The following is a 25,480-nucleotide window of genomic DNA, read 5'->3' on the forward strand; positions in this document are numbered from 1 at the left end:
GTGCGCGCTCGGCGCGTCACGGGGTGACGAGCCGGTCCTGTTCGGGCAGGGGTGCCCCCGCGTGCCAGGGCAGGGCCTCGCCGTGGCGGACCAGTTCGCCGTAGAGGGCGGGGTCCACCCGGTCGGTGAGGACCAGGTCCAGCACGGCGCGGGCGGCGTCCGCGGGTGACTGTGCGCCGTCGAAGTCGCTGAACCAGGGCCGGGAGGTGGCGGTGTCCACCATGCCGGGGCAGACCGAGGCCAGCAGGACGCCGTCGGCGAGGTCGCTCTCGCGGCGTTCGGCGGCGACCGCGCGGACGGCGGCGACCTGGGCCACCTTCGAGGGCACGTTCAGCCAGCGCGGCCAGCCCGCCGCCTCGGAGGTGCCCGCGTGGACGGCGGCGCGCCAGGACTCGACGGCGGCCTCCACACGGTCCAGGTCCACGCCGTCGAAGAGGGGGTGCAGCCGGGGGTCGAGGTGGCCGAGGGTGCCCAGGCTGCTGGCGACGACCAGGAGCCGGCCGCCGGGTCGCAGCACGGGGGCGAACGAGCGGAGCACGGCGTGGGTGGCCGTGTTGGAGACGTCGATGAACTCGTCGGCGCGCGCGGACTGCGACTCCCCGGGCAGCACGCGGGCGACGGCGTTGGAGATCACCACGTCCACCCCGCCGTGCGTGTCGGCGAGTTCCTTCGCGAGGGCGGCGACGGCTGCCGTGTCGGTGACGTCCAGGACGCGGCCCTCGACCCGGGCGCGGCTCGTGGCGAGGCGGCCCACCTCGCGGGCCGCCTCGGCGACCCGGGTCCCGTCGCGGCCGGTGAGCAGGACGAGGTCGTCGGGTCCGAGGCGGGCCGCCAGTCCCTCCACCAGCGCACGGCCGAGTCCTTGGTTGGCTCCGGTCACCAGGGCGATGCGTGAAACGTTCATGCGTCCCACGCTAGGAAGCCGCGCACCATGCGTCCAACGAATGTTCGGCACACATGGTATGCGTAGTACTCATGGAGCTATCGGATGTGTCGCTGACCGCGCTGCGGGTCCTGCGCGCCGTGGCCGAGCGGGGGACGTTCACCGCGGCGGCCGACTCCCTGGGTTACACCCAGTCGGCGGTGTCCCGGCAGATCGCGTCGCTGGAGCGCGCGGCGGGCGGGGAGCTGCTGGAGCGGCGGCGCGAGGGCGTGCGGCTGACGGCGGCCGGGCGGATCGTGCTGCGCCGGGCGTCGGCCGCGCTGGACGAGCTGGACGCGGCGGCACGCGAGCTGTCGGGGCTGCCCGTGGGGGCCGGGACGGTGCGCGTGGGCTGGTTCCCCAGCGCGGGCGCGGTCCTGCTGCCCGCCGCCCTGGGCAAGCTGCGCCGGACCGCTCCCGCCCTGCGGGTGGTGACCCGTGAGGGCAGCACCCCGGCGCTGGTGCGGGCGCTGCGCACGGGTGTCCTCGATCTGGCGCTGCTGGCGTCGGCGCCGCCGTTCCGTCCGCCGGACGCCGAGTCGCCGGCGCTCGTGCTCCGCACGCTCGCCGAGCGGCCCCTGTGTCTGGCGGTGCCGGTCTCCCATCCGCTGGCGCGCGGTGAGTTCGTGGATGTGGCCGAGTTGCGTGGGCAGCGCTGGATCGCGGCGCCGTCGTCGGGGGCGGAGGGGTCGATGGGCGTGTGGCCGGGGCTGGACGAGCGGCCGGAGATCGCCCACACGGCGCGGGACTGGCTGGCCAAGCTGCACCTCGTGGCCGCCGGCTGCGGACTGACCACGGTGCCCGCCTCGCTGGCCCCGGCCGCGCCCGCGGGGGTGCGGGTGCTGCCGGTGCGCGGTGGCCCGCAGGAGCAGCGCAGGCTGCTGCTGGCCCGGCTCCCCGGGCGGCCCGCGGAGGCGGTGGCCCTGGTGGCGGAGGCCCTGCGGACCACCGTGCTCGCCCTCGACTCGGAGCCCCGCAGGGGTTCCTGACGTTCCGCCGGTTCCCGGCCCCGCAGCGCGCGGCGTTGACACCACCCGCCCCTGACAGGAAAGTTTCACCACGCAGGGCACGTCCGGAAAGATTCTTTCAGACGGGAGCCTCACCATGACCGACGACGCGGCAGGCGGACGAGCGGGCGGGCTCACCCGCCGCGCGCTGGGCAGGCGCGGCCTGGCACTGGGCGGCGCGCTCGCGTTCGCCTCCCTCCCGGTGGGCCCGGCGGGCCCGGCGGCCGCCGCCCCGACGGCCGCGGGCCGCCCGACCCTGCGGCACGGCACCCCCGAGCGCGCCGGGCTCCTGCCCGAGCACCTGGACCGGCTGGTGGCGGACGCGGAGGCGTTCCTCGGCCCCTCCCCCACGCATCCGTGGTACGCGGGCGCCGTCCTGCTCGCGGGCCGCGGCCACACGGTGGCCCTGCACCGGCCGATCGGCTCGGCGGTGCGCTACTCGGCGTACGACGAGAGCACCGACACCGGTGTCGAGCTCCCGCCCGAGCGGCGGATCCCGATGACCGAGGACACGGTGTTCGACCTGGCCTCCGTGTCCAAGCTGTTCACCTCGCTGCTCGCCGTGCAGCAGATGGAGCGCGGAAGGCTGGAGCTGGAGGCCAGGGTCGCCTCGTACGTCCCGGAGTTCGGGGCCGCGGGCAAGCAGGACGTCACGATCCGCCAACTCCTCACGCACACCTCCGGGTTCACGGCCTGGATCCCGCTGTACGAGGCACCCACGTACGAGGAGAAGCTGCAACTCCTGTGGAACCAGGCGCCCGTCAGCCCGCCCGGCTCCGCCTATCTGTACTCCGACCTGAACCTGATCTCGCTCCAGCTCGTCCTCGAACGGATCACGGGCCGCCGTCTCGACGTCCTGCTGCGCGAGGAGATCACCGGCCCGCTCGGGCTGAGCCGCACCCGCTACAACCCGCCCGCCTCCTGGAAGCCGCGCATCGCGGCCACGGAGGACGCCCGCCGGCCCTGGTCGGGCCTCGACCGGGGGCTGGTGTGGGGCGAGGTGCACGACGAGAACGCGTACGGCCTGGGCGGGGTCGCCGGCCACGCCGGGGTGTTCTCGTGCGCGTGGGACCTCGCCGTCCTCGGCCGCACCCTGCTCGACGGGGGCGTCCACGGCCGCACCCGCATCCTCGGGCAGGAGTTGGTGGACCTGATGTTCACGGACTTCAACACCGCCTTCCCCGGCGACGAGCACGGGCTCGGCTTCGAGCTCTACCAGCACTGGTACATGGGCGCCCTGGCCACCCCGCGCACGGCCGGGCACACCGGTTTCACCGGGACCTCGCTCGTGCTGGACCCGACGACCGACTCGTTCCTCGTGGTGCTGGGCAACTCGGTGCACCCGGTGCGCACCTGGCGCTCCGGCTCGGCCCCGCGGGTGGCCGCGGGCAACGCTCTCGCCCGTGCCGTCCCCGTCCGCCCTGCGCGGGGCCGCAGCGCGTGGTTCTCGGGCATGGCGAGCGCCGCCACCGCCACCCTGACGCTGCCCGCGCTGGACACCTCGCGGGGCGGGGCGCGGCTGCGCTGCGCGCTGTGGTGGGACACCGAACCGCGCTCCGACGTCCTGGTGCTGGAGTCCTCGGCGGACGGCGGGGCCACCTGGGGTCCCGTCCCGTTCACCACGGCCCGGCACGGCGAGGCGCCGCGGGAGCACTCGGACGGCACGGCCACGGGCTGGTCGGGACGGGTCCGGCACCGGCTGACCGCGGTCGTGCCCGCGGGGCGGGGGACGGTCCTGCGCTGGCGGTACACCACCGACCGGCTCTACGTCGGCCGGGGCGCCTACGTCGACGAGCTGCGCGTCGAGGCGGGCGGCGACGTCGTGTTCGACGGGGAGCGCCCGGCGGACGCGGCCCGCCTCACCGCGGTGGGCTGGACCCTCTCGGCCGACTGAACTCCCGGCGCCCGTACGGCATTCGGGCCTCAGTCCCGCTCCAGCACCGCCATCGCCGCGTTGTGTCCCGGCACTCCGCTGACCCCGCCGCCGCGCACCGCGCCCGCCCCGCACAGCAGCACGTTGGTGTGCCGGGTCTCCACGCCCCAGCGCCCGGTGTCCTCCTGGGCGTGGGGCCAGGAGAGCGCGCGGTGGAAGATGTTGCCGCCGGGCAGCCGCAGTTCGCGTTCGAGGTCGAGCGGGGTCTTCGCCTCGATGCAGGGGTGGCCGTCCGCGTCGGTGGCCAGGCAGCCGGCGAGCGGTTCGGCGAGATGGGCGTCGAGCTGGGCGAGTGTCGCCCTGAGGAGGGCGTCGCGCACGGCGTTGTTGTCCCGCGCGAACAGCCGGGCGGGGGTGTGCAGTCCGAACAGGGTGAGCGTGTGCCGGCCGCGTTCGGCCAGGCCGGGGCCGAGGATGCCGGGGTCGGTGAGGGAGTGGCAGTAGATCTCGGAGGGCGGCGCGGCGGGGAGTTCGCCGGCGGCGGCCTGTGCGTGGGCGGCGGCCAGTTGCTCGTAGCCCTCGGCGACGTGGAAGGTGCCGGCGAACGCCTCGCGCGGGTCGACCGAGGTGTCGTTGAGCCGCGGCAGCCGTTCGAGCAGCATGTTGACCTTGAGCTGGGCGCCCTCGGCGGGTTCGGGGGCCGGATCGCCGGTGAGGGCGGCGAGTTCGCGGGGTGCGGCGTTCACCAGGACGTGCCGGGCGGTGGCCGTGCCCTCGCCGTCGGGGGTGCGGTGGACGACCTCGGCGACCCGGCCGTCCGTGTCGATCCGTACGGCCTCGTGACCCGTGGCGATCACGGCGCCCGCGGCGCGCGCGGCGGCGGCCAGGGCGTCGGTGAGGGCGCCCATGCCGCCGACCGGTACGTCCCAGGCTCCGGTGCCGCCGCCGATGACGTGGTAGAGGAAGCAGCGGTTCTGGACGAGGGAGGGGTCGTGGGCGTCGGCGAAGGTGCCGATGAGGGCGTCGGTGAGGACGATGCCGCGCACGAGGTCGTCGGCGAAGTGCTGCTCGACGGCGACGCCGATCGGTTCCTCGAACAGGGCCCGCCAGGCGTCCTCGTCGTCGATGCGGCGGCGCAGTCCTTCGCGGGTGGGCAGCGGTTCGGTGAGGGTGGGGAAGACGCGTTCGGCAACCCGGGCGGTCATGGCGTGGAAGCGGCGCCAGGACTCGTACTCGCGTCCGTCGCCGGTCAGCCGGGCGAACGACTCCCGGGTGCGCCGCTCGCCGCCGCCGACGAGCAGTCCCGTCGCGCGCCCGCCGCGTTCGACGGGGGTGTACGAGGAGATGGCGCGCCCGCGGACCCGGAAGTCGAGGCCGAGGTCGCGGACGATCTTCCGGGGCAGCAGGCTGACCAGGTAGGAGTAGCGCGACAGGCGGGCGTCGACCCCGGTGAAGGGGCGGGTGGACACGGCGGCGCCGCCGGTGTGGTCCAGGCGTTCCAGGACCAGGACGGAGCGTCCGGCGCGGGCCAGGTAGGCGGCGGCGACCAGACCGTTGTGGCCGCCGCCCACGACGACGGCGTCGTACGTCCCGGAACCCTTGTGTGCAGGCATGGTTCTTCGTAACACGTGATGATCTGCGTCGGTCCGAGGCGTGCCGCGCCGGCCACCCCGACACCCTCACTGTCCGCCGGACGCCCGTGCCCGCCGTCCGCGCAGTGCCTCGACCCGCCGGTACAGCGCGGCGGCCTCGGCGCCCCGGCCGAGCTGTTCGAGGCAGTGGGCCTCGTCGTTGCGGCCGGCGAGGGTGTCGGGGTGGTCGGGGCCGAGGACGCGGGCGCGCGCGGCGGCGACCTGGCGGTACTCGGCGAGCGCGTCGGACCAGCGGCCGAGCCCCCCCAGTCCGACGGCGACCTCGCGTCGGCTGACCAGGGTGTCGGGGTGTTCGGGGCCGAGGGCGCGGCGGCGCAGCTCGCACACGTCGCGGGACTCGGCGAGGGCCTCCTCCCAGCGGCCGAGCCGGCCGAGGTTGACGCCGATGCCGTGGCGGGCGCGGAGGGTCTCGGCGTGGGTGGGGCCGTGGACGCGGGTGCGGTCGGCGACGAGTTCCCGGTAGTGCGCGAGGGCGTCGGCGCTGCGGCCGAGCCGGCCGAGTCCGATGCCGATCTCGTAGCGGGCGGCGAGGGTGTCGGCGTGGTCGGGGCCGAGGGTGCGGGCACGGGCGGCGGCGACCTCGCGGTAGGTGCGCAGCGCCTCCTCCCAGCGGCCCAGCTGGCCGAGCGCGTAGGCGACCTCGTAGAGGGTGACCAGGGTGTCGGGGTGCTCGGGGCCGAGGACGCGGGCGCGCGCGGAGGCCACGTCGTGGGCCATGCGGTACGAGTCGTCGAGGCGGCCGAGTCTGCTGAGGTTGAAGGCGAGGTTGTGCCGGCAGCGCAGGGTGTCGGGGTGGTCGGTGCCCATGGTGCGCTCGCGGGCGGCCAGGACCGAGGCGTAGACCTGGTGGGCGTCGGAGTGGCGGCCCGACTGGCCCAGGACGTAGGCGGTCTCCTGGCGGGCGGCGAGGGTGTCGGGGTGGTCCTCGCCGAGGACGCGGCCGCGGGCGCGGGCGACCTCGGTGTAGGCGCGCAGGGCGTCGGCGGGGCGGCCGGTGCGGCTGAGGGTGAAGGCGTGCTCGTAGTGGCTGGTGAGGGTGTCGGGATGGTCGGCGCCGAGCAGCCGCGCGCGTTCGCCGGCCGTCGTGCGGTGCATCTCGCCGGCCTCGCTCCAGCGGCCGAGCCGGCCCAGGCTGAGGGCGGCGTTGTGGCGTGCGGCGAGCGCGGCGACGGCCTCCGGGTCCGGGGTGGGCGTGGCCGTGGGGTCGGGCGGGGCGGGGGTGGCCGACGGGGCGGCGGTGGCCGGCGGGGCGGGGGTGGGGAGGGCGCCGGTGGGCGGGCGGACGGTCCACTCGGCGGTGAGTGCGGCCGCGGGGTCGCCCGGGGCCGTGCGCGGGGCGGGGCCGGTGGCCTTGTGCCCGGTGGTCATGCCGCGGGTCCAGGAGGGCAGCCGGGGATCGCGGGGTGCGGCCCGGTCGGGTGCGGGCCGGGTGGTCGCCGCGGTCGGCTCGTGGCCGGGGGCGGTGCGTCCGGCGTCGAGGCGGCGGCCCACCTCGCGTGCGTCGTCGGGGCGTCGGTCCGGTGTCTTGGCGAGCAGGTCGAGGATGACCGCGTCCAGGTAGGCGGGCAGGTCGGGGCGGTGGCTGCGCGGTGGGACGGGTGCAGTGTCGCGGTGGCCGACGAGGATCGACCAGGTGTCCTCCAGGTCGAACGGGGGCGCCCCGGTGGCCATCTCGTACAGGACGCAGCCCAGTGAGTAGAGGTCGCTGCGCTGGTCGACCTCCTCGCCGCCGATCTGCTCGGGCGACATGTAGTGCGGGGTGCCCATGGCGATGCCGGTGGCGGTGAGGCGGGAGGTGAGTCCGGTGTCGTGGCCGAGGCGGGCGATGCCGAAGTCGCAGATCTTCACCGTGCCGTCGGTGAGCCGCATGATGTTCGCGGGTTTCAGGTCGCGGTGCACGATGCCCTGCTGGTGGGTGTAGGCGAGGGCGTCGGTGACCTGGTCGGCGATGTCGAGGACGTCGGCGACGGGCAGCGGGTTCTTCTCGTTGTCCGCCAGGAGCTGGCCGAGGTTGCGGCCCTCCAGCAGTTCCATCACGAGGTAGAGGACTCCGTCGTCCTCGCCGAAGTCGTGGACGACGGTGACGCCGCGGTGGGAGAGGGCGGCGGCCACGCGGGCCTCGCGGCGGAAGCGTTCGCGCAGGAGGCGGGTGAAGGACTGGTCGTGGTGGGGGCCGGCCGGTTTCAGGCACTTGACGGCGACGTGCCGGCCGAGGGACTCGTCCTGGGCGCGCCACACCTCGCCCATGCCGCCCCGCCCGATCGGGTCGAGCAGCCGGTACCGGCCCTGGATCAGCCTGGTGTCCGCCATCGCGCGTCCGTCTCCCCCGTCACCCGTGCCGTGTCGGGGCGTGCTCGCCGGCCCGCCCCGCGACGCCCCCGCCGTCCGCCCAGTATGGCGGCCCGCGGTACGGCTTTGTACGGCGACGGGCGTGCTTCGGGGCCGAGCCGGGCCATGGCGCCCAGGATGTGCCGGGGCGGGAGCTGCCAGCGCACCCGGGCGGGGACGGCGCGCAGCAGGGCGCCGGTGGTGCGCAGGCGGCGGGTGACGGTGGCGGGCGCGGGGGCCGGTCTGCCGTAGAGCTCGTGGGCGTACGGCGGCAGGGAGGCGTAGGCGAGGTGGGCGACGTGGTGCCACAGCAGTGCGCGGGCCGGGAGGAGCAGGGGGTGGACGGGAGGGTGCCGCAGGAAGTCGTCCACCTCGCGGGCCTCGGCGCCGGCGGCGAGTTCGGGGCGGGTCCGCTCGAAGTAGGCGGCGAGTCGGGCGCGGTCGGCGGGTACGGCGTCGGGGTCGAGGCCGACCAGGCGGGCGCTCGCGCGGTGTTCGGCGACGTAGCGGTCGGCGAGGTCGTCGGTGAGGGGGAAGCCGGAGCGGCGTACGACGTGCAGGTAGGAGTCGATCTCGGCGCAGTGCACCCACAGCAGCAGGTCGGGTTCGTCGATGCCGTAGGGCTCGCCCGTGGCGGGGTCGGTGGCCCTCAGCCGGCTGTGGATCCGGCGCACCCGGGCGCCGGCGTCCTCGGCGGCCCGGGTGGTGCCGTAGGTGGTGGTGCCGACGAAGCGCGCGGTGCGCAGCAGCCGGCCCCAGGCGTCGTGGCGGAAGTCGGAGTTCTGGGTGACGCCGCGCACCGCGCGGGGGTGGAGCGCCTGGAGGTAGAGCGCGCGGATGCCGGCGACCCACATCATGGGGTCGGAGTGCAGTTGCCAGGTCACGGAGGCCGGGCCGAACAGTCCGGGGTCCGTGTCGGTCATCGGGTCACCTCCGCTCCGCGTCCACGATGCCACGGCCGCGCGGCGCGGCGGAACGGGTGGGTGCGCCCGGGCCGTCAGTCGAGCAGGGCGAGGAAGTCGGTGCAGGCGCGTGCGCAGGCGCGGCAGGCCGCCGCGACCCCTTCGGCGCCCGTGCGGCCGTCGTAGGCGTGGGCGCAGTCCAGGCAGACCGTCCGGCACCACTCCAGCTGGACGCGGACGCCGGTCTCGTCCTGGCTGCTCTGCTCGGACAGCAGCCGGCAGGTCACCTCGCAGACCTCGGCGCACATGATCCCCTGCCGCCGTGCGCGTTCCTGTTCGTCCGTGCCGTCCGGGTCGAGCAGGCTCGCGCGCAGGACGCACACGCGGGCGCACTCGGCGCACGCCTGCGCGCAGGCGAAGCGGTCCTCCAGGAAGCGGTAGAGCTCCTGCTGCGGGGTCGGCGGGCTCACACTGGTCGGGTAGCCGTTCGGCGCCCGGTCAAAACCCTTTTCCCGGTTGCCCGTTGTCGCCGGACGGTCACACATTGCGTCCGGTTCGTCCCATTATCGTCGGGGTATCGGGTGGGTATGAGTACCGTATCGATGCAGCTGGCCGCCGCGAGCGGTCTGATGAGTCTTGTGCTCTTCGTGGTGGCCGTGGCCGTCCTGGCGGTGCTCGCCGGGAGCTTCTGGCTGGGCTCCCGCGTCAAGTACCGCGAGTCGCCCCGGCCCCGCCCCGAGGAACAGCCGCACCTGCCTCCGGACGGCGCGGTCCACGAGATCCGGGAGAACCGCGAGCCCGAGGAGATACCGCGGATCCCCAAGGGGGAGCGTCCGCTCACCCCGTACGACCTGAGCAACATGCAGACCCGCCCGGGCACGTCGAAGGACCGCCCCCGCTGGAGCAAGGGGTCGAGCGGTTCGTTCGGCGGCGGCGGGCTCGGCGCCCACTGACCGGCGGGGTCAGGCCCCGGCGGAGTCCAGCCGGGCCAGGTGCGCGCCGTTCTCGCGGTCCTCGGCGTCCTCGCCGGCCGCGGTGGCGAACCAGGCGTCCAGGATCTCCCTCAGGAGGGGTCCGGAGGTGAGGCGGAGGCCGAGGGCGAGGACGTTGGCGTCGTTCCAGCGGCGGGCGCCCTCGGCGGTGTACGCGTCGGTGCACAGCGCCGCCCGCACCCCCGGCACCTTGTTCGCGGCGATCGAGGCGCCCGTACCGGTCCAGCAGCACACGACCGCCTGGTCGGCGGCGCCGTCGGCCACGTCCCGGGCCGCCGCCTCGGAGCAGAAGGCCCACCGCGGGTCCGCACCGGGCTCCAGCGCGCCGTACGCGCGCACCTCGTGCCCGCGCCTGCCCAGCTCGGCGAGGAGGAGGCGGGCGACGGGTTCGTCCATGTCGGAGGAGACGGAGATCCGCATGCCGTGAGCGTAGCGCGCACCCGGAGGTGACCTTCGTCCGCGGACGGCAGATACTTCCCACAGAGGACCACCAAGGCCGCGCGCAAGGCTCACCAGGAGGTACCGATGAAAATGCTGATCAACGTCCCGGAGACCGTGGTGGCGGACGCGCTGCGCGGTATGGCGGCCACCCACCCCGACCTGATCGTCGACGTGGACAACCGGGTGATCGTACGGCGGGACGCTCCCGTGGCCGGTCAGGTCGCGCTGGTCTCCGGCGGCGGATCGGGGCACGAGCCGCTGCACGGCGGTTTCGTGGGTCCCGGGATGCTCTCGGCGGCCTGTCCCGGCGAGGTGTTCACCTCCCCGGTGCCGGACCAGATGGCGCGGGCCGCGGCCGCCGTGGACAGCGGCGCGGGCGTGCTGTTCATCGTGAAGAACTACACCGGTGACGTGCTCAACTTCGACATGGCGGCCGAACTCGCCGAGGACGAGGGCATCCGGATCGCCAAGGTGCTCGTCAACGACGACGTCGCGGTCACCGACAGCCTCTACACCGCGGGCCGGCGCGGCACGGGCGCGACGCTGTTCGTGGAGAAGATCGCCGGCGCCGCCGCGGCCGAGGGGCAGCCCCTGGAGCGCGTGGAGTCGATCGCCCGCCAGGTCAACGAGAGCTCCCGCAGCTTCGGCTTCGCGCTGAGCGCCGTGACCACCCCGGCCAAGGGCAGCCCGACCTTCGACCTCCCGCCCGGGGAGCTGGAGTTGGGCATCGGCATCCACGGCGAGCCGGGCCGTGAGCGGCGCGCGATGATGACCTCCGGCGAGATCGCGGACTTCGCGGTCGGCGCCGTCCTCGACGACCTCGCCCCGCGCGATCCGGTCCTCGTCCTGGTCAACGGGATGGGCGCCACCCCGCTGCTCGAACTGTACGGCTTCAACGCCGAGGTGCAGCGGGTGCTCGGCGAGCGCGGGGTGAGCGTGGCCCGCACGCTCGTCGGCAACTACGTCACCTCGCTCGACATGGCCGGAGCCTCGGTCACGCTGTGCCAGGCGGACGAGGAGCTGCTGCGGCTGTGGGACGCGCCGGTGCGGACGCCCGGTCTGCGCTGGGGGATGTGACCCCGCCGCGGACGTGACATCGCGGCAGATCCGACCAACGTACCTATGACGCAAGGAGATCCAGTGCTCGACGCCGACTTCTTCCGCCGCTGGATGGCCGCGGTCGCCGCGTCCGTCGACCGCGAGGCGGAACGGCTCACCGCTCTCGACTCGGCCATCGGGGACGCCGACCACGGCAGCAACCTCCAGCGGGGGTTCAGGGCCGTGACGGCCGTGCTGGAGAAGGAGGCACCCGCCACGCCGGGTGCCGTACTGACGCTCGCCGGACGCCAGTTGATCTCGACGGTCGGCGGCGCGTCCGGGCCGCTGTACGGGACGCTGCTGCGCCGCGCGGGCAAGGCGCTCGGCGACGCGGCCGAGGTCGGCGAGGACGAGTTCGCCGCGGCCCTGCGGGCGGGCGTGGACGGGGTCGTCGCGCTCGGCGGTGCGGCGCCCGGCGACAAGACCATGATCGACGCGCTGGTGCCGGCCGTGGACGCGCTCGGCGACGGGTTCGCCGCGGCGCGCACGGCCGCCGAGGAGGGCGCCCTGGCGACGGTTCCGCTCCAGGCCCGCAAGGGCAGGGCGAGCTATCTCGGGGAGCGCAGCATCGGCCACCAGGACCCGGGCGCGACCTCCTCGGCGCTGCTCGTCGCCGCACTCGTGGAGGCCGCGGGTGAGTGACGGGAAGCTGGTCGGGATCGTGCTGGTGTCGCACAGCGCGGAGGTGGCCGCGTCGGTCGCCGAGCTGGCGAAGGGGCTCGCGGGCGGGGCGACGGCGGTGCCGCTCGCCGCGGCGGGCGGTACGGAGGGCGGGGGGCTCGGCACCAGCGCGGAGCTGATCGCCGCGGCGGCCGCGTCCGTGGACCGGGGCGCCGGGGTCGCCGTCCTCACCGATCTGGGCAGCGCGGTGCTCACCGTGAAGGCGCTGCTCGCGGAGGGGGACGAACTCCCCGACGGCACACGCCTGGTGGACGCGCCGTTCGTCGAGGGGGCGGTGGCCGCGGTGGTCACGGCGTCCGCGGGCGCGGACCTGGACGCGGTGGAGGCGGCGGCCGTCGAGGCGTACTCCTACCGGAAGGTGTGAGGGGTACCCGTCGGCCGTCGGCCGACGGGTTCCGTCGGCGAACGGGGGCCGGGGACCTGATCCATGTCGGATCAGGTCACCCCGGCCGCCCTCGCCGGCGCGGGATCAGCGACGACAGCGTTCCGCGCCACAGGCATGAACTCCCAAGCCCTCCTGGTGAGTTCAGCCGTGAGGAAACTCAGCATACGTAACGTTCACCGATGCTCACCAACGCGGCCCTCTTGCCGGGACCGCCGCGCCGGGCCATATTGGTCCGGACCTTTGCCGTGTGGCCGTTCCCGGGGAGGCGGAGCCGTGCGACGCGTTCGGTGGGCCCAGGTGCCGAGTCTGGCGGCCCTGCTGCTGGTGACCGCCTGCGGGTGGGGTGCATCGGCCGAGGGCGAGAGCGGGCGGATGCCGGGGGCGCCGACGGGCGTCACCGCGGCGGCGGGCAGCGCCACCAGTGTGCACGTGATGTGGAACGCGCTGACCGACGGTCCCGGCATCGACACCTACGAGGTGTACCGCGACCGCACGAAGGTCCGCGAGGTGCCGGCCTCCGAGCACATGGTGGACGTCATCGGGCTCACCCCGTCCACCGCCTACGCCTTCACCGTGCGGGCCCGGGACACCGACGGGCGTCTCGGCCCGCCCAGCCGCCAGGTGCGGGCCCGCACACCGGCCGCCGTCGCCGCGGACGACTCGCCGCCGACCCGGCCGGGCGAGCCGCGCGGCAGGGCGGTGGGCAGCCGGGCGGCCCAGCTGTCCTGGACCGCGTCGAGGGACGACCGGTCCGTGGCCTCGTACGACGTCTACCAGGGCACGACGAAGATCCACAGCGTGGGCGGCGCGCAGACCGCGACGGTGGTCACCGGGCTGCGCCCCGGCACCCGCTACGCGTTCAGCGTGCGGGCCCGCGACGCGGCCGACAACCTCTCCCCCGCCAGCGCCGCCGTGCGCCTCACCACGCCGGGCACCGACGACGGACGGGACACCGCGCCGACGTCCTTCCGGGCGACGACCCACCGCGGCGACGACGGGGCGTACTACATGGACCTGTCCTGGGACCCGCCGCGCACCGACGGGGTCGTCACCGAGTACCAGATCCGGCTCGACGGCGCCGCGGCGACCTCCCTGGTGTGGGGCGGCGAGCCGCCGAAGGGCCGGTCGACGTACAGCTTCTACCTGGGCCGGGAGGCCGGGGCGGCCCACCGGGTGCGCCTGCGGGCCAAGCTGCCGGACGGCACCTGGGGCGGCTACTCGGCGGAGCTGAAGGTGACCACCGGAGCGGGTGCCGGCACCGGTTCGTGAGGCGCCCGAGGATTCCCCCGGACGGCGCAGCGCGTCACCTGGCCGGGGGCGGTCCGCATGCGGCGGGGGCCCGGGGCGCGTTGGCTGCCCCTGAGGCAGCACGGACGTTCCCCTACCCTGGCGGCGCACGGGACGTTCCGCCGACCGTGCCGCCGGAGGGCACCCCCATGCGCACATCCAGACTCCTCCTCCGCTCCGGCCCCGTGCTGGCGGCCGCCGCGCTGCCGATCGTCCTGGCTGCTCCGTCCGGCGCCGTCTCCGGCATCTCGGTGAGCACGTCCGGCTCCACCGTGTCGGTGGTGACCAGCGCCTGCTCGCAGACCAACGGCAGCTGGGGCAACGCCTCGCTGCTGAACAGCGGCCAGGCGACCTTCGCCCAGGGCCGGCAGTCGGCGCTGGCCGGGACGACCGTCAGCCAGTCGGCGGCCTGGTCGAACGTCACACCGGGCACCTACACGGTGATCGTCGTCTGCTCCAACGGCGGCACGGCGGGCACCCAGTCCGTGATCGTCTCGCCCAACTCCGCGCCGACGATCTCCTCCACGTCGGCCGCCCCGGCCGCGCCGACCACCGCCTCGTCGACACCGCGGGGCGTGCTGGGCGGCATCGGCGGCGCGGCCCGCGACTACGGCCCGCTCACCCTGGGCATCGGCGCGGCACTCGTCGGCACGGGTGTGATCGCGGCCGGCTGGTACCTGCGCCGCCGCAAGAAGCCGTACCGCCTCTGACCGCCGTCAGTCCCGGCCGGGGTCCTCTCCCCCGGTCGGCTCCCCGCGTTCCCCGGTCAACTCCTCGATCTCCCGCGCCGCGTGGGTGAGCCACCGGGTCCAGAAGGTCTCCAGGTCGATGCCCGCGCGCAGGACCAGATGGCGCAGGCGGTCCTCGGGGCTGTCGCTGCCCGGCGGGAAGTCCCGGCGCTCGATGGCCTCGTACTCGGCCAACCGGCGCCGGTGCAGGTCGAGATGGTGGCGCAGATCGGCGTCGAGTCCGCCGGTGCCGACGACCGCGGCGGCCCGCAGCCGCAGCAGCAGGGTGTCGCGCAGCGGCTTCGGCTCCTGGGCGGCGGCGGTCCAGCGGGCCAGTTCGCCACGGCCCGCGGGCAGGACCTCGTAGCTCTTGCGCTGCCCGCGGGCCGGCTGCTCGGCCGGCAGGGTGCGGATCAGCCCGTCGGCCTCCAGCTTTCCCAGCTCGCGATAGATCTGCTGGTGCGTCGCCGACCAGAAGTAGCCGATGGACCTGTCGAAGCGGCGGGTCAGCTCCAGCCCCGAGGACGGCTTCTCCAGGAGGGCGGTGAGGATCGCGTGCGGGAGTGACATGGGCTCATCCTAGGAAGACGGCACGGACGGGTGCGGTGGCGGCTAGAGCGCCGCCGCCAGTTCGGTGCCCTGCCGGATGGCTCGTTCGGCGTCGAGTTCGGTCGCGGTGTGGGCGCCGCCGATGAGGTGGGGGGTGTGTCCGGCGGCGAGGAGGGTCTCGTAGAGGTCGCGGCGGGGTTCCTGTCCGGTGCACAGGACGACGGTGTCGACGTCGAGCACGGTGCTCTCGCCGCCGACGGTGATGTGGAGTCCGGCGTCGTCGATGCGGTCGTACCGGACGCCGGGGTGCATGGTGACGCCGCGGTGTCCGAGTTCGGTGCGGTGGATCCAGCCGGTGGTCTTCCCGAGGCCGGCGCCGACCTTGGTGGTCCTGCGCTGGAGGAGGTGGACGGTGCGGGGCGGGGTGGGGCGGTTTGGGGGTGTGAGGCCGCCGGGGGTGCGGTAGGCGGTGTCGACGCCCCAGGCGCGGAAGTACGCTTCGGGGTCCTGGCTGGTGTGGTCGCCGGGGTCGGTGAGGTAGGCGGCGACGTCGAAGCCGATGCCGCCGGCGCCGAGGACGGCGACGCGTTCGCCGACGGGGGCACGGTCGCGCAGGACGTCGAGGTAGCCGAGGACGCTCGGGTGGTCGGTGCCGGGGATGTCGGGGGTGCGGGGGGTGACGCCGGTGGCGACGACGATCTCGTCGTGGCCGGTGAGGTCGTCGGCGCCGGCCCGGGTGCCGAGGCGTACGTCGACGCCGAGTTCGTCGAGGCGGTGGCGGTAGTAGCGCAGGGTCTCGTCGAACTCCTGCTTGCCGGGGACGGTGCGGGCGATGTTGAGCTGTCCGCCGATCTCGCCGGCGGCGTCGAAGAGGGTGACGTGGTGGCCGCGTTCGGCGCAGCCGATGGCGCAGGCCAGGCCGGCCGGGCCCGCGCCGACGACGGCGACGCGCTTGGCGCGGCGGGTGGGGGTGAGGACGAGTTCGGTCTCGTGGCAGGCGCGGGGGTTGACCAGGCAGGAGGTGATCCGGCCGCTGAACGTGTGGTCGAGGCAGGCCTGGTTGCAGCCGATGCAGGTGTTGACGGCCTCGGGGCGGCCGGCGGCGGCCTTGGCGACGAAGTCGGGGTCGGCGAGCATCGGGCGGGCCATGGAGACCATGTCGGCGCAGCCGCTCGCCAGGAGTTCCTCGGCGAGTTCGGGGGTGTTGATGCGGTTGGTGGTGATCAGGGGGACGGCGACCTCGCCCATCAGTTTCCTGGTGACCCAGGTGTAGGCGCCGCGCGGCACCGGGGTGGCGATGGTGGGGATGCGGGCCTCGTGCCAGCCGATGCCCGTGTTGATCAGGGTGGCGCCCGCCGCCTCGACGGCCCTGGCGAGGGTGATCACTTCGTCGAGGGTGGAGCCGCCGGGGACGAGATCGAGCATGGACAGGCGGTAGACGATGACGAAGTCCGCGCCGACGGCCTCACGGACCCGGCGGACGATCTCGACGGGGAAGCGGATGCGGTTGTCGTAGGAGCCGCCCCAGCGGTCGGTGCGGTGGTTGGTGCGGGCGGCGGTGAACTCGTTGATCAGATAACCCTCGGAGCCCATGATCTCCACGCCGTCGTAGCCGGCGCGGCGGGCCAGGCGGGCCGTGCGGACGTAGTCCTCGACGGTGCGCTCGACCTCCGCGTCGGTCAGCTCCCGGGGGACGTGGGCGCTGATCGGGGCCTTGAGGGGGCTGGGGGCGACGAGGCCGGGGTGGTGGGCGTAGCGGCCGAAGTGCAGGATCTGCAGGGCGATCAGACCGCCCGCCCGGTGCACCGCCCGCGTGACGAGGGCGTGCCGCCCGGCCTCCTCCTGCGTGGTGAGCTTCGCCCCGCCCTCGTACGGCCGGCCCTCCTCGTTGGGGGCGATGCCGCCGGTGACGATCAGACCCACACCGCCGCGGGCCCGGGCCGCGTAGAACTCCGCCATCCGCTCGAAACCCCGCTCGGCCTCCTCGAGCCCCACGTGCATCGACCCCATCAGCACCCGGTTCGGCAGGGTCACGAACCCCAGGTCCAACGGCTTCAGCAGATGCGGATAACGACTCATGGGGCCCTCCGTACGTGAGCGGTCCCCTCAGTTGTAGAGGAGGCCACCCCGTTTATGCAACAAGTTGCACAACGCCGTACGGCGGGCCCGTGGGTCAGCGGTTCTCCAGGAGGACGTGGAGTTCCCTCTCCTGGTCGCCCGAGGCCGAGGTGAGGTCACGGACCGTGAAGAGGGAGTCCAGGGTGGTGCGGAGGCGGTCGATCGCCCAGTAGCCGCCCTGCGCGTCGGCCTCGACGGAGGCCGCGAGGCGGTCCGGCGGCCGGCAGGTGTGGGCGTCGGTCACCTCGAACGTGCCGAGCCACACCATCGGACGTGTCTCGTGGAGCTGCTGGGGCACGTCCTCCGCGCTCCGGTCGGACTCGAAGCACGCGCACAGCGTGTCGAACACGATCCGGGCGTCTTCCTTGCTGCATCCGCTGATCTCGACCGAGACGGGTTCTTCGTGCGCTCGCTCACGGTCCATCGTGATCGCTCCTCTCGTGGCTGCGGCGCGGTACCGCGGACTCCGCGTACCGCGCCACGCCACCAGAAAACCACCCCGGACGGGAAGAGCACCATCCGCGGCGGGTCCGGCCGAACGGGGTCAGCCGCGGGTGAAGCGGTACGTCTTGCTGTCGGTCAGCACGCAGAACCCCGGCGACACGACGATCACCCGCAGGGTGCCGGTGCGCCGGTCGTAGTCGATGCCCTCCGCCTCGAACGTCCCGGAGCACGCGCTGCGCAGCGGCAGTTGGCGCACCGCCGTGACGTGCCCGGACACGTCGCCGGTGCCGTTCGGCTCGGCGGACAGGTCGATCCGGAGCAGCGGCTTGGTGATGCCGAAGAGGCTGCCCTCGGGGTCGTCGGAGGAGCACAGCAGCGTGGTCGGGCCGGAGAAGTCGCAGCCCTGCACGTCGCGCACCGCGTGGTCGAGGCGCACCGTGGACGCCTGCGGCAGGTTCGCGGAGGGCGAGGTGGCCGGGTTGACGCCGGGGGTCGGGAAGACCAGCAGCCGGGTCATCGTGCCCCACTCGCCGGAGAGCATCCACTGTCCGCCCGGCGAGACGGCGACCCAGGAGTTGTTGAGCGCCTCGCCGGGGCTCAGCGCGTGGACGTACTCGGACCGGGTCCCGTCGGGCGCCTGGACGCGGAACATCTTCGAGCCGCCGTCGTCGCGCTGGTAGGGCTCGATGTAGTGGCCGTCGTAGGAGGCGTCGGGGTCGCCGACGTGGTTCCAGCCGCGCACGGCCACGTCGAAGGGGATGGTGCCGATGCCGGTGTACCGGTTGGGGCTGCCGGCCGGGACCTCGACGGAGGTCAGGCCCTGGCTCTCGGTGAGGGGGTCGGCGCGGTCGGAGCCGACCTCGGTCCAGGTGTCGGCGGCCGAGGCGGGTGTGGCGGAGGACACGACGACGGCGGTGGCGAGGGCGACGAGTCCGGTGAGGACCGCGTGACAACGTTGCCGGGCGGACGCGGGCATGGGCCTGCTCCTCGGGTTCGGGGGGTGGGCTGCGCGTTTCGGCGCACAGTCTGACCCGCCCGGCTAGGCATGTACAGACCAATACAGGCGACGGCGGGATGAACGCGCGCCCCTGTGACGCGCCCGGCGCCGCCGTCGTGCGCGCTTTGCCGTACACCCGCCGCCGTGTTGAGGGATGGTGGAGGAGGACTGCGGCTCCGGCGGAGACTCCGGTGCGAGCGCGGTGGAACAAGGGGAGTCGGCACGGGGGACGGCGTGCCGTGCGACCGGTCGAAGGCGGTGCGTGGAATGAGTCCAGCCGAGGCTCGCATGGCCGAGGGAGACGGACCCCTGCGTCCGAGCGGACTGCTCGACGTGCTGGGGGTGGCCTCGGTCGTACTGGACGTCCGGGGCCACATCGTGCTGTGGAGCCCGCAGGCCGAGGAGCTGTTCGGCTACTCCGCGCGGGAGGCCCTCGGGCGGTACGCGGCCCGGCTGATGGTGCACGAGCAGCACGCCGAGCTGGCCAACGAGCTCTTCTCCGACGTGATGCGCACCGGCCGCAGCTGGGCCGGCGCGTTCCCCATCCGCGTCAAGGGCGGGGGCACCCGCATCGTGGAGTTCCGCAACATGCGCCTGCTGGACGACCGGGGCGACGTGTTCGCGCTGGGGCTCGCGGCCGACCGGTCGACGGTGCGCCGGCTCGAACAGGACGTGGCGCTGTCGGAGCGGATGGTGACGCAGTCACCCATCGGGCTCGCCGTGCTGGACCGGGAGCTGCGCTATGTGTCGGTCAACCCGGCCCTGGTGAAGATCAACGGCATCCCGGCGGACGAGCACACGGGGCGCACCACCCGGGAACTGCTGCCGCTGGTGGACGTCGACACCATGGAGGAGGCGGCCCACCGGGTGCTGGCCACGGGTGTGCCGCTGGTGGACCGGCCCACCGTGGGCCGCACCCCGGCCGACCCGGAGGAGGACCACGCCTGGTCGCTGTCGATGTACCGGCTGGAGGACGCCGTGGGCACCGTGCTCGGCGTCGCGCTGTCGGTGGTCGACATCTCCGAGCAGTACCGGGCGGGCATCGAGGCGGAGGCCGCGCGCCGCCGCCTCGCGCTGATCGCCGACGCCTCCGCCCGCATCGGCACCACCCTGGAACTGGACCGCACCGCCCGCGAACTGGCCGACTTCGCCGTGCCCGAGCTGGCCGACGTGGCGTCCGTGGATCTGCTCGACGCGGTCGTGGAGGGCCGCCGCAGCACGCTGGGGCCCACCGAACCCGCCGTGCTCCGGGCGCTCGCGGTGCGCGCCGAGCAGGAGACGGACGCCGTACGGGCCGCCGATCCGCACGGCCGGCCGGCCCGCTACGCCCCGGACCTCCTGATCACCGAGTGCGTGCGCACCGGGCGCCCGGTGGTGGTGGCGCAGGTCAAGGACGACGACCTGCTGCGGATCGCACGCTCCTCCGAGGCGGCGACGCTGCTGGCGCGGGCGGGCCTGCACTCGTACCTGGCGGTGCCGCTGATCGCGCGGGGCGAGGTGCTGGGCGCGCTCGATCTCAAACGGACGTGCAATCCGGCGCCGTTCGACGAGGACGACGTGCTGCTCGCCCGGGAGTTGGCCGCGCGGGCGGCGGTGCAGATCGACAACGCCCGCTGGTACCAGAACGCCCGCACCACCGCGCTCACCCTCCAGCGCAGCCTGCTGCCCGGCCGGCCGCCGGTGACGAACGGTCTGGAGGTGGCCTCGCGCTACCAGCCGGCGGGCGCGACCAGCGAGGTCGGCGGGGACTGGTTCGACGTGATCCCGCTGGAGGGCGGCAAGACCGCGCTCGTCGTCGGGGACGTGATGGGCAGCGGGGTGGGCGCGGCGGCCACGATGGGCCGGCTGCGGACCGCGACCACCACGCTGGCGGCCCTCGGCCTCGATCCGGCGCGGCTCCTGGAACATCTGGACAAGATCACGTCGGATCTGGACCACTCGATCGCGACCTGTGTGTACGCCGTCCACGATCCGCTGCTGGGTCGGTGCCGGATCGCCAACGCGGGCCATCTGCCGCCGGCCAGGGTGCGTGCCGGGCGCCCCGCCGAACTGCTCGAACTGCCCACGGGGGTGCCGCTGGGGGTGGGCGGGGTGGCCTTCTCCACCACCACGGTCGACTTCGCCCCCGGCGACGAACTGGTCTTCTACACGGACGGGTTGGTGGAGACCCGGCGGCACTCGCTGGACGAGCGGCTGGACATGATGCTGGCGCTCCTTGACGATCCGGCCCGCCCGCTGGAGGAGGTCTGCGACCTGCTGCTGCGGCGCCTGCACCACCCGGACAACCACGACGACGTGGCCCTGCTCATCGCGCGGGCCCTGCCACCGGACTGACCCGGCGCGGGACGGTCACCGCCGTACGCCGATCAGCACTGTGGTGTACAGCTCTTCGGACACGGCCAGGCGGGGGGTCAGCCCGGCCCGGGTGAACTCCTCGGCCGCCCGCGGGGCCTGGCGTTCGCTGGTCTCCACCAGGAGGCAGCCGCCGGGGGCCAGCCAGTCGGGCGCGGCGGCGGCGACGCGGCGCAGGACGTCGAGGCCGTCCGGGCCGCCGTCGAGGGCGGTCAGCGGCTCGTGGTCGCGGGCCTCCGCGGGCAGCAGGGCGATCTCGTCGCTGGGGACGTACGGCACGTTCGCCGCGAGGATGCCGACGCGGCCGCGCAGCTCGGCGGGCAGGGCGTCGAAGAGATCGCCGGTGTGGGCCCGGCCGCCGAACGGGGCGAGGTTGCGGCGGGCGCAGCGTACGGCGACGGGGTCGACGTCGGCGGCGTGCAGTTCGACCGGTCCGAGCGCGGCGGCCAGGGCCGCGCCGACCGCGCCGGAGCCGCAGCACAGGTCCACGACCACGGAGGCGTCCGGGGCCTGGGCGAGGGCCTGGTCGACGAGGAACTCGGTGCGGCGGCGGGGCACGAAGACGCCCGGTTCCACCGCGATGCGCAGTCCGTGGAACTCGGCCTGTCCGAGGACCTGTTCGAGGGGCAGTCCGGAGACCCGCCGGTCGACCATCGCGGCGAGTTCCGCGGGGGTGCGGGCGGCGGCGAGGATCAGCTCGGCCTCGTCCTCGGCGAACACGCACCCGGCGGCGCGCAGCGCGGCGACGACCTCGGGCGGGGTGAGCGGCGATCGGGGCGCGTCCGCACGGGCCGGTACGACGGCGACTGCGCTCACCTCCTGAACGACGGGGCCGGGACGATCCCCGACCGACCCGCCACCTTATCCCAACGCTGACGCGCAGCCGGAAGCGGACAGGGTGGACGGGGCGGGGGCGAATGGGGCTGGGCCCCGGCCGCCCCCCGTCGGACCGCAGTACGTCCCCGTCAGGCCACCGGGACACCGGCGATCTCCCCGACCTCCTGCTCGGCCGCCGCGTCAGCGGTGAGGGCGGAACCGGAAGCGGACAGGGTGAACGGGGCGGGGGCGAATGGGGCTGGGCCCCGGCCGCCCCCCGTCGGACCGCAGTACGTCCCCGTCAGGCCACCGGGACACCGGCGGTCTCCTCGACCTCCTGTTCAGCCACCGCGTCAGCGCTGACAAGGGTGGATGGGGCGACTGGGGCTGGGGCACGGCCGCTCCCGTCGGGCCCGCGGTGGGTCCCCCGTCAGGCCACCGGGAGGGGTTGTGGTGCGCGGGCTGCCAGGAAGGCGGTTCTGCGGCGCAGCCGGAAGCCCAGGGACTCGTACAGCCGGATGGCGCCGGTGTTGTCGGCGCCCGTGTGCAGGAACGAGGTCTCGCCGCGCTCCCGGACACCGTGGGCGACGGCGAGGATCAGACGGGTGGCCAGCCCCTCGCCGCGGTACGCCGGGTCGGTGCACACCGCGCTGATCTCGGTCCAGCCCGGCGGGTGCAGCCGCTCCCCCGCCATGGCGACGAGCGCGCCCTCCCGCCGGATGCCGAGGTAGGTGCCGAGTTCGACGGTGCGCGGCAGGAACGGGCCGGGGCGGGTGCGCTCCACCAGGTCGAGCATCTCGGGCACGTCGGCGGGGCCGAGCCGGACCGCCTCCGCGTCCGGTGCCGCCGCGAGCCCGTCGTCGACGAGCTGGACGCCCTCCATCCGGAAGGTGACCTCCCAGCCCTCGGGCACCTCGCCCCGGAAGCCGAGCAGCGGGACCTCGGTCCCCGGTCCGACCAGCGCCACGAGGTCCGCCCAGTCGTCGGGGCCGGGATCGTCGGGCAGGGCCAGCCACGGGGTGACGTCCACCGGGTAGCGCAGCACACGGCCGCGCCGCTCGGCGAAGTGCGCGTGCGGCCCGGTCAGCGCGGCGCGGGCGGGGTTGTCGAGGACGTGGGGGGTGTGAAGGGCATGGGGGCCATGAGGGGTGCGCGCGACCTGTGCGCGGCCGTCACTCACGGTGTCGCGCATGGCGCCGGGCACGCCGTCGTCCTCGTGGTGCGCGGTGGTCCCATCGGCGTGCGCGCCGCTTCTTCGGGCGTCCATCACGTGCTCCCCGGTCGGTCGGTTCATTCGGCGGCCTCGATCACGATCTTGCCGCGGGCGTGGCCGTCCTCGACCTCGCGCAGGGCCTCGGCCGCGCGCTCCAGCGGGACGGTCCGGGTGACGTGCGGGTCCAGCTTCCCGTCGACCACGAGGCGGGCGACCTCGTCGAGGACGGCCGCGGTGCGGGCGCGGGCGACCCGGGCCCCGCCGAGCTCCGCCACGGCGTCCGGCGCGCCCGCGCTGATCAGCTTGGTGCGGTCGGCGAGGAGGGTGGCGGCCTCGTCGAGCACGGCGCCGCCGATCAGGTCGTACACGCCGTCGATCCCGTCGGGCGCGGCGGCCCGGACGCGTGCGGCGAGATCCGCTCCGGCGGGCACGTGCACCGCGCCCAGCGACTCCACGAAGTCCTTCTTGCCCTCGCTCGCCACACCCACGACACGCAGTCCTTCGGCGCGGGCGATCTGCGTCACGGCCGCGCCGACCCCGCCGCCCGCCCCGGTGACCAGCAGGGTCGCGCCGGCGGGCAGGTCGAGCTGGCGGACGCCGTCGTACGCGGTCGCCGCGGCCACCGGCAGGGTGGCGGCGTCGGCGAAGGACAGGGCGGCGGGCTTGTGGGCGGCGACGGCGACGGGCAGCAGGGCGTACTCGGCGTAGCCGCCGGCCACGGTGTTGCCGAAGACCTCGTCGCCCGCGGCGAAGCCGGCCACGTCCGGGCCGGTCTCGACCACGACGCCGGAGACCTCGTTGCCGAACACCACGGGGAAGACGCGCTCACCCGTCTCGCCGGGGCGGCGGTAGCCCGAACGCTGCTTCCAGTCCACGGGGTTGACCCCCGCGGCGCGCACCGCGACCAGGATCTCCCCGGCGCCCGGCCGGGGCCGGTCGACGTCGACGAACGCCTCGGTCTCCGGGCCTCCGTACCGCGTGAAGACGTACGCCTTGGGCATGGCTCCCACTCTCCTTCGCTGTCGCCGGGGCGGCGGCCGTGCGGACGACCGGTTTCCGGCACGCCTCGTGCAAGGGGGATCACCGGGCGGCTATTCCCCGGGCCCGGGAGAGTTCACACGGCTGTGACGATCGCGGGAGCACCCCGGTCGAGGGCGGCCCGGCGGTGCACGTACCGTTGAAGCCGTAAGCGAACGGCACACAGGCAGGCGGCACCCGGAATGAACGTCACCCGCGGCTTCACCGGCCGCCCCCGCGTGGACGACCCCGGGCTTCCGCCGGGCCAGTACGACGCGGGTGACGACTGGCCCGTGCTGTCCGCGGAGGTCACACCCGACCTGGCGGCGGCCGACTGGACGTTCCGGGTGGACGGGCTGGTGGCCCGGCCGCGCACCTGGACCTGGGACGAGGCGCACGCGCTGCCGCCGTCCGCGTACGAGGGCGCCATCCACTGCGTGACGAGCTGGTCGAAGTTCGGCGTGCGGTTCGGGGGCGTCTCGCTGGACGCCTTCCTGAGCGCGGTCCAGCCCCATGTGTCCGCCACCCATGTCGTCGCCTACTCGCACACCGGCTACACCACCAATCTGCCGCTGGCCGACGTCACGGGCGGACGGGCGTGGATCGCCTGGGAGTACGGCGGTGAGCCGCTGGCCCCCGAACACGGCGGCCCGGCACGGCTGGTGGTGCCGCACCTGTACTTCTGGAAGAGCGCCAAGTGGATCGCGGGCCTCACGCTGCTCGACCACGACGAGCCCGGTTTCTGGGAGGGCAACGGGTACCACGCGCGGGGCAACCCCTGGGAGGAACAGCGGTACTCCGGTGACTGAGGTCTTCGCTCCCCCGACCCGCTTCGCGGTGCCCGGCCGGATCTCCGTGGGCGTCACCACCGCCTCCACCTGGCAGTCGGCGACGCTGACCGGGATCCGGCGGGAGACGCCGCGCGCGGCGACCTTCCGGTTCGCGGTGCCGGCCTGGGCGGGGCATCTGCCCGGGCAGCACCTGATGCTGCGGCTGACCGCCGCGGACGGCTACACGGCCCAGCGCCACTACTCGATCGCGTCCGCGCCCGACGACCCCGGGCACATCGAGCTGACGCTCGACCGGGTGCCGGGCGGTGAGGTCTCGGGCTGGTTCCACACCGAGGCGCGGCCCGGTGACACGGTCGAGGTGCGCGGCCCGCTCAGCGGCTTCTTCGCCTGGCCCGGCGACCGGCCCGCGCTGCTGCTCGGCGCCGGTTCGGGCATCGTGCCGCTGATGTCCATGGTCCGGCACCACAGGGCGCGGGGCCTCGACGTGCCGCTGCGGCTGCTGGCGTCCGCCCGGGGGCCCGAGGAGCTGATCTACGCGCGGGAGCTGGGCGCGGAGACCACACCGGTGTTCACGCGGACGGCGCCGGAGGGCGTGCCGGTGGGCCGTCTGAGCGCGGCACATGTGGCGCCGCTCCTGGCCGAGCAGCCGCCCGGTGGGTGGGAAGCCTATGTGTGTGGCTCGGACGCCTTCGCGGAGCATGCCTCGCGGCTGCTCGTCGCGGCGGGGCAGCCGGTGGACCGGGTCCGTATCGAACGGTTCGGCTGAGGCCCGGACGGCGGGCCGGGCGGACCGGACAGGGGGTGGAGCAGTGGGTGGAGCAGTGGTGACACGCAAGCCGGGGACCGCTGCCGCTTCGGGGTGCCCCGCCACGGTGGACGTCCCCGTG

At 74.6% G+C, this 25,480-nt stretch carries 24 protein-coding genes; 11 read left to right on the forward strand and 13 right to left on the reverse strand.

What is annotated here, in order from left to right:
* Positions 1-16: 16 nt before the first annotated feature.
* Entirely contained in the window at positions 17-904 is an 888-nt protein-coding gene (locus tag AB0F77_RS11785) for an SDR family NAD(P)-dependent oxidoreductase (protein WP_361945385.1), read from the reverse strand.
* 71 nt (positions 905-975) lie between these two features.
* Between AB0F77_RS11785 and AB0F77_RS11790 the strand changes: the two genes are divergently transcribed.
* The gene (locus AB0F77_RS11790; RefSeq protein WP_361945388.1) at positions 976-1,911 is read left to right on the forward strand and encodes a LysR family transcriptional regulator; all 936 of its coding nucleotides are present in this window, start codon (positions 976-978) and stop codon (positions 1,909-1,911) included.
* Between the two features lie 115 nt (positions 1,912-2,026).
* Complete coding sequence (locus AB0F77_RS11795; protein WP_361945391.1) at positions 2,027-3,823, forward strand: serine hydrolase; 1,797 nt, start codon at positions 2,027-2,029, stop codon at positions 3,821-3,823.
* Between the two features lie 29 nt (positions 3,824-3,852).
* On the opposite strand, the gene AB0F77_RS11800 is transcribed toward AB0F77_RS11795, so the two are convergent.
* The 4 genes from AB0F77_RS11800 to AB0F77_RS11815 form a co-directional block, all read right to left on the reverse strand.
* Entirely contained in the window at positions 3,853-5,415 is a 1,563-nt protein-coding gene (locus AB0F77_RS11800) for an NAD(P)/FAD-dependent oxidoreductase (protein WP_361945394.1), read from the reverse strand.
* Between the two features lie 66 nt (positions 5,416-5,481).
* Positions 5,482-7,764 (reverse strand): serine/threonine-protein kinase, encoded by a 2,283-nt coding sequence (locus AB0F77_RS11805; protein WP_361945397.1) that lies wholly within the window; start codon positions 7,762-7,764, stop codon positions 5,482-5,484.
* Positions 7,746-8,705 (reverse strand): oxygenase MpaB family protein, encoded by a 960-nt coding sequence (locus AB0F77_RS11810; RefSeq protein WP_361945399.1) that lies wholly within the window; start codon positions 8,703-8,705, stop codon positions 7,746-7,748. Before AB0F77_RS11810 ends, AB0F77_RS11805 begins: the two co-directional genes overlap by 19 nt.
* Positions 8,706-8,779: 74 nt before the next feature.
* Positions 8,780-9,154, reverse strand: a complete 375-nt coding sequence (locus tag AB0F77_RS11815) for a ferredoxin (protein ID WP_361945402.1) — start codon at positions 9,152-9,154, stop codon at positions 8,780-8,782.
* 117 nt (positions 9,155-9,271) lie between these two features.
* Here AB0F77_RS11815 and AB0F77_RS11820 point away from each other — a divergent pair, with 117 nt between their 5' ends.
* Positions 9,272-9,637: a DUF6479 family protein gene (locus tag AB0F77_RS11820; protein WP_361945405.1), complete on the forward strand. Its 366-nt coding sequence runs from the start codon at positions 9,272-9,274 to the stop codon at positions 9,635-9,637.
* Positions 9,638-9,646: 9 nt separating this feature from the next.
* On the opposite strand, the gene AB0F77_RS11825 is transcribed toward AB0F77_RS11820, so the two are convergent.
* A complete protein-coding gene (locus AB0F77_RS11825; RefSeq protein ID WP_361945408.1) occupies positions 9,647-10,096 on the reverse strand; it encodes an RpiB/LacA/LacB family sugar-phosphate isomerase in 450 nt (149 codons plus the stop codon).
* Positions 10,097-10,201: 105 nt separating this feature from the next.
* On the opposite strand from AB0F77_RS11825, the gene dhaK reads away from it, so the two are divergent.
* From dhaK to AB0F77_RS11850, 5 genes are all read left to right on the forward strand, one after another.
* Entirely contained in the window at positions 10,202-11,194 is a 993-nt protein-coding gene (gene dhaK / locus AB0F77_RS11830; protein ID WP_361945411.1) for a dihydroxyacetone kinase subunit DhaK, read from the forward strand.
* A 63-nt stretch (positions 11,195-11,257) separates the two neighbouring features.
* Positions 11,258-11,857, forward strand: a complete 600-nt coding sequence (gene dhaL, locus AB0F77_RS11835) for a dihydroxyacetone kinase subunit DhaL (protein ID WP_361945412.1) — start codon at positions 11,258-11,260, stop codon at positions 11,855-11,857.
* Positions 11,850-12,260, forward strand: a complete 411-nt coding sequence (locus tag AB0F77_RS11840) for a PTS fructose transporter subunit IIA (RefSeq protein ID WP_361945415.1) — start codon at positions 11,850-11,852, stop codon at positions 12,258-12,260. The genes dhaL and AB0F77_RS11840 overlap by 8 nt, the downstream gene beginning before the upstream one ends.
* Before the next feature lie 294 nt (positions 12,261-12,554).
* Positions 12,555-13,550: a fibronectin type III domain-containing protein gene (locus tag AB0F77_RS11845; protein WP_361945417.1), complete on the forward strand. Its 996-nt coding sequence runs from the start codon at positions 12,555-12,557 to the stop codon at positions 13,548-13,550.
* 167 nt (positions 13,551-13,717) lie between these two features.
* A complete protein-coding gene (locus tag AB0F77_RS11850; RefSeq protein WP_361945420.1) occupies positions 13,718-14,278 on the forward strand; it encodes a hypothetical protein in 561 nt (186 codons plus the stop codon).
* 6 nt (positions 14,279-14,284) lie between these two features.
* On the opposite strand, the gene AB0F77_RS11855 is transcribed toward AB0F77_RS11850, so the two are convergent.
* From AB0F77_RS11855 to AB0F77_RS11870, 4 genes are all read right to left on the reverse strand, one after another.
* Positions 14,285-14,866, reverse strand: coding sequence for a PadR family transcriptional regulator (locus tag AB0F77_RS11855; RefSeq protein ID WP_361945423.1), 582 nt, complete (start codon positions 14,864-14,866; stop codon positions 14,285-14,287).
* A 42-nt stretch (positions 14,867-14,908) separates the two neighbouring features.
* Complete coding sequence (locus tag AB0F77_RS11860) at positions 14,909-16,924, reverse strand: NADPH-dependent 2,4-dienoyl-CoA reductase (RefSeq protein WP_361945425.1); 2,016 nt, start codon at positions 16,922-16,924, stop codon at positions 14,909-14,911.
* Between the two features lie 94 nt (positions 16,925-17,018).
* A complete protein-coding gene (locus tag AB0F77_RS11865; RefSeq protein WP_361945428.1) occupies positions 17,019-17,387 on the reverse strand; it encodes a hypothetical protein in 369 nt (122 codons plus the stop codon).
* A gap of 120 nt (positions 17,388-17,507) precedes the next feature.
* The gene (locus AB0F77_RS11870; RefSeq protein WP_361945431.1) at positions 17,508-18,383 is read right to left on the reverse strand and encodes a hypothetical protein; all 876 of its coding nucleotides are present in this window, start codon (positions 18,381-18,383) and stop codon (positions 17,508-17,510) included.
* Between the two features lie 309 nt (positions 18,384-18,692).
* Here AB0F77_RS11870 and AB0F77_RS11875 point away from each other — a divergent pair, with 309 nt between their 5' ends.
* Positions 18,693-20,738 (forward strand): SpoIIE family protein phosphatase, encoded by a 2,046-nt coding sequence (locus AB0F77_RS11875; protein ID WP_361945434.1) that lies wholly within the window; start codon positions 18,693-18,695, stop codon positions 20,736-20,738.
* A gap of 15 nt (positions 20,739-20,753) precedes the next feature.
* Here AB0F77_RS11875 and AB0F77_RS11880 read toward each other — a convergent pair whose 3' ends face one another.
* The 3 genes from AB0F77_RS11880 to AB0F77_RS11890 all read right to left on the reverse strand — a co-directional run bounded on the left by AB0F77_RS11880 (position 20,754) and on the right by AB0F77_RS11890 (position 23,786).
* Positions 20,754-21,572: a putative protein N(5)-glutamine methyltransferase gene (locus tag AB0F77_RS11880; protein WP_361945437.1), complete on the reverse strand. Its 819-nt coding sequence runs from the start codon at positions 21,570-21,572 to the stop codon at positions 20,754-20,756.
* A 430-nt stretch (positions 21,573-22,002) separates the two neighbouring features.
* Entirely contained in the window at positions 22,003-22,839 is an 837-nt protein-coding gene (locus AB0F77_RS11885; RefSeq protein WP_361945439.1) for a GNAT family N-acetyltransferase, read from the reverse strand.
* A 23-nt stretch (positions 22,840-22,862) separates the two neighbouring features.
* Positions 22,863-23,786 carry an NADP-dependent oxidoreductase gene (locus AB0F77_RS11890; protein WP_361945442.1) on the reverse strand — a complete coding sequence of 308 codons (924 nt, stop codon included), beginning with the start codon at positions 23,784-23,786 and terminating at the stop codon, positions 22,863-22,865.
* Positions 23,787-24,005: 219 nt separating this feature from the next.
* On the opposite strand from AB0F77_RS11890, the gene AB0F77_RS11895 reads away from it, so the two are divergent.
* Both AB0F77_RS11895 and AB0F77_RS11900 read left to right on the forward strand, forming a co-directional pair.
* Entirely contained in the window at positions 24,006-24,611 is a 606-nt protein-coding gene (locus AB0F77_RS11895) for a sulfite oxidase-like oxidoreductase (RefSeq protein ID WP_361945445.1), read from the forward strand.
* On the forward strand, positions 24,604-25,359 hold the full coding sequence (locus AB0F77_RS11900) for a ferredoxin reductase (protein WP_361945448.1): 756 nt from the start codon (positions 24,604-24,606) through the stop codon (positions 25,357-25,359). The genes AB0F77_RS11895 and AB0F77_RS11900 overlap by 8 nt, the downstream gene beginning before the upstream one ends.
* Positions 25,360-25,480 lie beyond the last annotated feature (121 nt).

It is taken from the genome of Streptomyces sp. NPDC026672 (assembly GCF_040638185.1).
GTDB lineage: Bacteria > Actinomycetota > Actinomycetes > Streptomycetales > Streptomycetaceae > Streptomyces.